Below are 5,488 nucleotides of genomic sequence, written 5' to 3'. Positions count from 1 at the left end.
GCAAGATATTTACGCATTACCCACATACGTTGTATGGTAACATCGTCTAATAAAATATCATCACGACGCGTGCTTGAAGATGTCAAATCGATAGCAGGGAATATTCTACGGTTAGAAATTTTTCTATCTAACTGAAGCTCCATATTACCAGTTCCTTTAAATTCTTCGAAAATAACTTCGTCCATTTTAGAACCAGTTTCGGTAAGTGCTGTAGCGATAATGGTAAGCGAACCACCATTTTCTATATTACGAGCCGCACCAAAGAAACGTTTTGGTTTATGCAACGCATTGGCATCAACACCACCACTTAATATTTTACCAGATGCAGGTTGTACTGAGTTGTAAGCACGTGCTAAACGTGTTATAGAATCTAATAAGATTACCACATCGTGCCCGCATTCTACTAATCGTTTTGCTTTTTCAAGAACGATATTAGCTATTTTTACGTGCTCATGAGCTTCCTTATCAAAGGTTGAAGCAATAACTTCGCCGCGTACGTTACGTTGCATATCTGTTACCTCTTCCGGACGTTCATCAATTAATAAAATCATTTGATAAACCTCTGGATGATTTGCTGCAATAGCATTGGCAACATCCTTTAGTAACATGGTTTTACCAGTTTTTGGTTGCGATACAATCATACCACGTTGTCCTTTACCAATTGGTGAGAACAAATCCATAATTCTAGTAGAAATAGTACTTTGACGCTCTGCTATATTGAATTTTTCTTGAGGAAATAATGGCGTTAAATGCTCGAAAGACACACGGTCTCTAACCACATTTGGGTTTTGTCCATTTATCTTACTCACTTTAATTAATGGGAAATATTTTTCACCTTCTTTTGGTGGTCTAACATTTCCTAAAACAGTATCTCCAACCTTTAGTCCAAATAAACGGATTTGAGATTGCGATACATAAATATCATCAGGCGATGATAAATAGTTGTAATCTGATGAGCGTAAAAACCCGTAACCATCTTGCATAATGTCTAAAACACCTTCACTTTCAATAATGGCATCAAACTCATAATCGGGCTCACGATAACGGTTTCTGTTATCTTTATTGCCTTTATCAACATTACCATTTTTTTGGTTTTTATGCTGATTTTTATTCTGAGGTCTTGGATTTGGTTTATTCGGATTGTCGCTTTTCGGCCTAGGGTTAGGCTTGTGTACTGGCTTTTTTTCTCCTTTATTTGGAGGAGTATCAGCTTTTGTAGCTGTATTAGCTTCGCTTTTTGCAGCAACCTCGGGTGCAGTATTATTACTTGCGTCCTTATCGTTACTTGGTTGCTCCTCGTTTCTTGCTGGTTTTTGCAAACGTTGTCTTGGTTTTCTAACAGGCTTTTCAGTATTTGCTTCTACTGTAGCCTCAGGAACAACTGCTTTTACTGCCTTTGGGTCGGCTGCCTGTTGATCTAATATTTGATATACTAAATCTAATTTTTTTAAAGAACGGTATTTTGGGACGTTCAATTTTTGGGCAATCTCCTGTAAATCAGCGAGTTTTTTCTCTTTTAATTGTGAAATTTCAAACATTTATGTTTAATTGGATATTTTATTTGAATACTAAACTTGAGTAATTCTGAAAAATGATTTTTAAATCTTGAAGAATTAACCGCTTGTTTGTGCGGTTGTTGTGAATTATTACTGCAATAATACAACTTTATTTTATTTTTTAATATAATTTCTATTATTTTTGCCATCTAGATTATAAAAACAACGTGTTACAACGAATTCAAACCATATACCTTTTATTAGCTGCTGGCGTTTCAGCAGGACTAATTTTTGTTTTCCATTTATGGATTACAGATACAGGCGAAAAAGTGTTTGCTACAGATAACAATTATGTGTATGGTGCTTTTTTAGTGTCTGCGTTGTATTCAATCATATCAATAATTAGATATAAAAAGAGGAAGTTTCAGTTTGTACTGGGACGACTTAACATCATATTAAACTTTATTTTACTAGGATTTTTCGTGTATCAATCACTAAATGTATCTGGAGAAACGGCGGTTTCTGAGAAAGGTATTGGGATGCTTCTCCCTATTGTTTCTATCGTGTTATTGGCATTAGCCAATAAGGCCATCAAGAAGGATGAAGAACTTGTAAAATCTGTGGATAGGTTACGTTAAAACCTTATATCTTAGTAGTAATAGTGCGAAAAACCCAAAGCGAAAGCTTTGGGTTTTTTTATTTGTAAAACTCATTTTGGATACCCCTAAAGGGCGTCATCAAAAATGTTTAGTTGAACTAATCCTGCTGAAGAGCAAGATCTAATCGGTTAATTAATAATCATAAAAAAAGCCCAGAGTATATCTAGGCTTCTTTAATTTTTATAACCCTAATTCTTATTTTATTTCAAGAAGTTCCAATTCAAAAATTAAATCGTGTCCAGCCAACGGGTGGTTGGCATCAACAACAATATGATCGTCCTTAACTTCAGCAATACGAAATTGTACCTCTCTACCATTTTCATCTTTAGAAGCTAACCCCATGCCAACCTCAGGAGCCATATCTTGGGGAAGTTGCTCTTTCTTTACATCGTAAAATAATTCGTTTTGCACCTCGCCATATGCCTCTGCAACCGGAATGTTAATTGTTTTCTTCTCATTTAATTCCATAGAAATAATACCTTTTTCAAAACCAGGAATAAGCATCCCTTGTCCTAAAGTAACCTCTAACGGCTCACGCTCTAACGAACTATCAAAAACTTGTCCGTTTCCTAATTTTCCTGTGTAATGTACTTTTACCGTATCATTCTCTTTTACTTCACTCATAAATAATAATGTTTACTGTTTTTTAATAAGTCAGCAAATTTACAATTTATAAGACAAAAAGGAAGTGGTTTTTTATTTTTTAGGCGTTACCCCGAAAAAGGGGTCGGGCTTTCCGTTACAAGTCCTCGCTCGTGCGTCGCTTTGGGCTTTTATTCATGCTTTTCTATTTTAAAATAATGAATTCATGAACATAAATGTTTCTCTGCAATCCCTAACGCAGAGGCCTCCCTTAACAAGAAGCTTAGGAATTTTTTGTATATTAGAGTATGAATATTCCAGAAGAAGCATATCAAATAACTATCCTAGTTATTGTTATAGGTATAGCAATAGCTTTTGTAAGTTACTTTACAAAAAGTGGTAGGAATTTCCGAAGTAGTAGAAATAGAAAAGCAAGGAAACAATAAGGAAACAATTTTAATTCACTTAACCTTTTTTTATTTCTATTTAGGTTGTCGAATTTCTTCGCCAATCATTTTTGCATTTTCACATAATCTTTAACCTTTCAGGAATATTAATGTTACCCTTTCGGATGCCTAACAGGAAACTCAATAACCTCCAAATTATCAATTTTTTTGCCGTCAATAGTAAAACGTAACATGGTTCTTATCTTATGGAAGCCATGTTTACCAACCGCCCCAGGATTCATGTGGATGAGGTTCAATTTCTTATCAGGCATCACTTTTAAAATATGCGAATGCCCACAAATAAAAATTCTTGGTGGGTTTCGTTTAATACCTTCATAAACTCTAAGGTTATATTTCGGCGGATAGCCACCAATATGCGTTATCCACACATCAACATCTTCGCACATAAATCGGTAGTGTTCAGGGAATTCCAAACGCACTTCGGCATCATCAATATTGCCATAAACACCTCGTAAAGGTTTTAAAGCTTTAATAGCATCGGTAACTTTTAAATCGCCAATATCACCTGCGTGCCAAACTTCATCAGCTTGTTTAACATACTTTAAAATGTCGTTGTCAATATAACTATGTGTGTCAGATAGGAGTAATATTTTGGTCACTTGTGCTGAATTTATTTCAGTATCTCAATAGAATACTTGTGTCGGTAAAGTTATGCATTATTGGGTTAAACTTTTGTAAACTCAAGTTAATATCAGTTTTTGTAATTTTCATAAAAATGTCGAACTTGTTCAAGTTCTTAAACAAGCGAAATAATATGTCAAAATTCAAAACGCTCCTTAAAAATCTTGGTCCAGGACTATTATTTGCCAGTATGGCTATTGGTACCTCGCATTTAGTACTTTCTACAAAGGCAGGAGCGCAATTTGGCTGGTTTATGATTATTCCAATTATCTTAGCTAACGTTTTAAAATACCCGTTTTTCGAGTTTGGCATTCGTTATACTAACGTTACAGGAAAAAGTATTATTGAAGGATATAAAAAAAGAGGTAAAGGCTATTTGTGGTTATATGCTTTTATAACATTTGCTACGAGTATAGCAACACCTGCGGCACTTTGTGCGGTTACAGCAGGGCTTTTTATAAACCTTTTTAGAATAGAAGATGTTTCCTTATTTCCCGTTGCTTTAGGCTTATTTGCTCTTAATAGCATTATTCTAATTATTGGTAAGTATAAAGTTTTGGAAACCACGTTAAAGTTTCTAATACCCATCCTTTTTATAGCTTTATTAGTAACAACAGTTCTTGTTATTAACGCTGGGCCAGTAAACCCAATGCAAAATTTTGAAGCTCCTAAGATTTTTGATCAATCGGGCGTGTTATTTCTTATCACATTAATAGGTTGGATGCCAACAGCCGTAGAAGCCAGTAGTTGGTTAAGTCTTTGGAGTGTCGAAAAATATAAGGTTGAAAAGAATAAACCACCGCTTAAAGAAGCGCTTCAAGAATTTAATACAGGTTATTTATTAACTACGATACTTGCTATTTTCTTTTTAATAATTGGTTGTATGACGCTTTATGGTTCAGGTACCCAATTAAGTGGCAATGCCATAACTTTTGCCGATCAAGTTATCAATCTTTTTACAACACATATAGGTAATTGGGCATACGTTTTTATTGCGGTATCTGCTTTTGCCACAATGTACAGTACGTGCTTAACAGCACTTGATGCTGTTACAAGAGTGGGGATTGATATTACTGGATTACTTGTTGAAGAACATGAAAAATTTACAGGTAAAAAATATTATGCAGTAGGCATCATTATTATTTCGGTTGTTAGCATAATTGTACTTTATGCGTTGGGTGCTAATATGGGATTAATTCTTGCTATTGCAACGGCAACCTCGTTTTTTTTAGCGCCAATAGTGGGTTATATGAATCTGAAAAACGTGATGAGTAGCGATCTTCCAGAAGCCGATAAACCCCAAAAAGGATTGCAACTATTAACTTATGCAGGCATTATTTTCTTGTCGTGTTTAGCTATTTATTATGGCTGGATGGTAATTTTTTAGCTACCAAAGTTGAGTAATTATCGAATGAGTATTGAGAAGTTGGGCGCCTGCCTGCCGGCAGGCAGGTTACGCCTCCTAAGGTCGTCGTCGGGCTTTCCGTTACAAGTCCTCGCTCCCAAAAGGTCGCTGTGGGCTTTCTACTGCAATCCCTAACGCACCTTTCTGTGAAATTCAGTCTCAGACACCAATTAATTGCTTATTCTGAAAATGTGTGATTTTGAATTTTAACAATTAAAGTAAAAATTTAGATTTTTTTATTTGTTTTATACGCATGTT

General features: G+C 35.1%; 5 protein-coding genes. 2 read left to right on the top strand and 3 right to left on the bottom strand.

The annotated features are described in order from the left end of the window. The coding region (gene rho, locus WBN21_RS08855) for a transcription termination factor Rho (RefSeq protein WP_424199454.1) at window positions 1-1,538 on the bottom strand (1,538 nt) is incomplete at its 3' end. A gap of 185 nt (window positions 1,539-1,723) precedes the next feature. Here rho and WBN21_RS08850 point away from each other — a divergent pair. After that, window positions 1,724-2,134, top strand: coding sequence for a DUF4293 domain-containing protein (locus WBN21_RS08850; RefSeq protein ID WP_424199452.1), 411 nt, complete (start codon window positions 1,724-1,726; stop codon window positions 2,132-2,134). A 216-nt stretch (window positions 2,135-2,350) separates the two neighbouring features. Here the strand turns inward: WBN21_RS08850 and WBN21_RS08845 are convergent, their stop codons facing one another. Together WBN21_RS08845 and WBN21_RS08840 are read right to left on the bottom strand one after the other, a co-directional pair. After that, entirely contained in the window at window positions 2,351-2,779 is a 429-nt protein-coding gene (locus tag WBN21_RS08845; protein WP_424199450.1) for an FKBP-type peptidyl-prolyl cis-trans isomerase, read from the bottom strand. Window positions 2,780-3,296: 517 nt separating this feature from the next. Continuing rightward, a complete protein-coding gene (locus tag WBN21_RS08840; protein WP_424199448.1) occupies window positions 3,297-3,803 on the bottom strand; it encodes a metallophosphoesterase family protein in 507 nt (168 codons plus the stop codon). Between the two features lie 155 nt (window positions 3,804-3,958). Between WBN21_RS08840 and WBN21_RS08835 the strand changes: the two genes are divergently transcribed. Further along, on the top strand, window positions 3,959-5,212 hold the full coding sequence (locus WBN21_RS08835) for an NRAMP family divalent metal transporter (protein WP_424199446.1): 1,254 nt from the start codon (window positions 3,959-3,961) through the stop codon (window positions 5,210-5,212). The last annotated feature ends 276 nt before the right edge of the window (window positions 5,213-5,488 follow it).

The organism is Algibacter sp. (assembly GCF_049667265.1).
Classification (GTDB): Bacteria; Bacteroidota; Bacteroidia; order Flavobacteriales; family Flavobacteriaceae; genus Algibacter_B.
This window is presented reverse-complemented; position numbering and strand designations above follow the sequence as displayed.

What these genes read in the sequence shown, in the direction of transcription:
- WBN21_RS08845 (WP_424199450.1), bottom strand. Translation starts at nt 2,779, where the DNA reads ATGAGTGAAGTAAAAGAGAATGATACGGTAAAAGTACATTACACAGGA.
- WBN21_RS08835 (WP_424199446.1), top strand. Translation starts at nt 3,959, where the DNA reads ATGTCAAAATTCAAAACGCTCCTTAAAAATCTTGGTCCAGGACTATTA.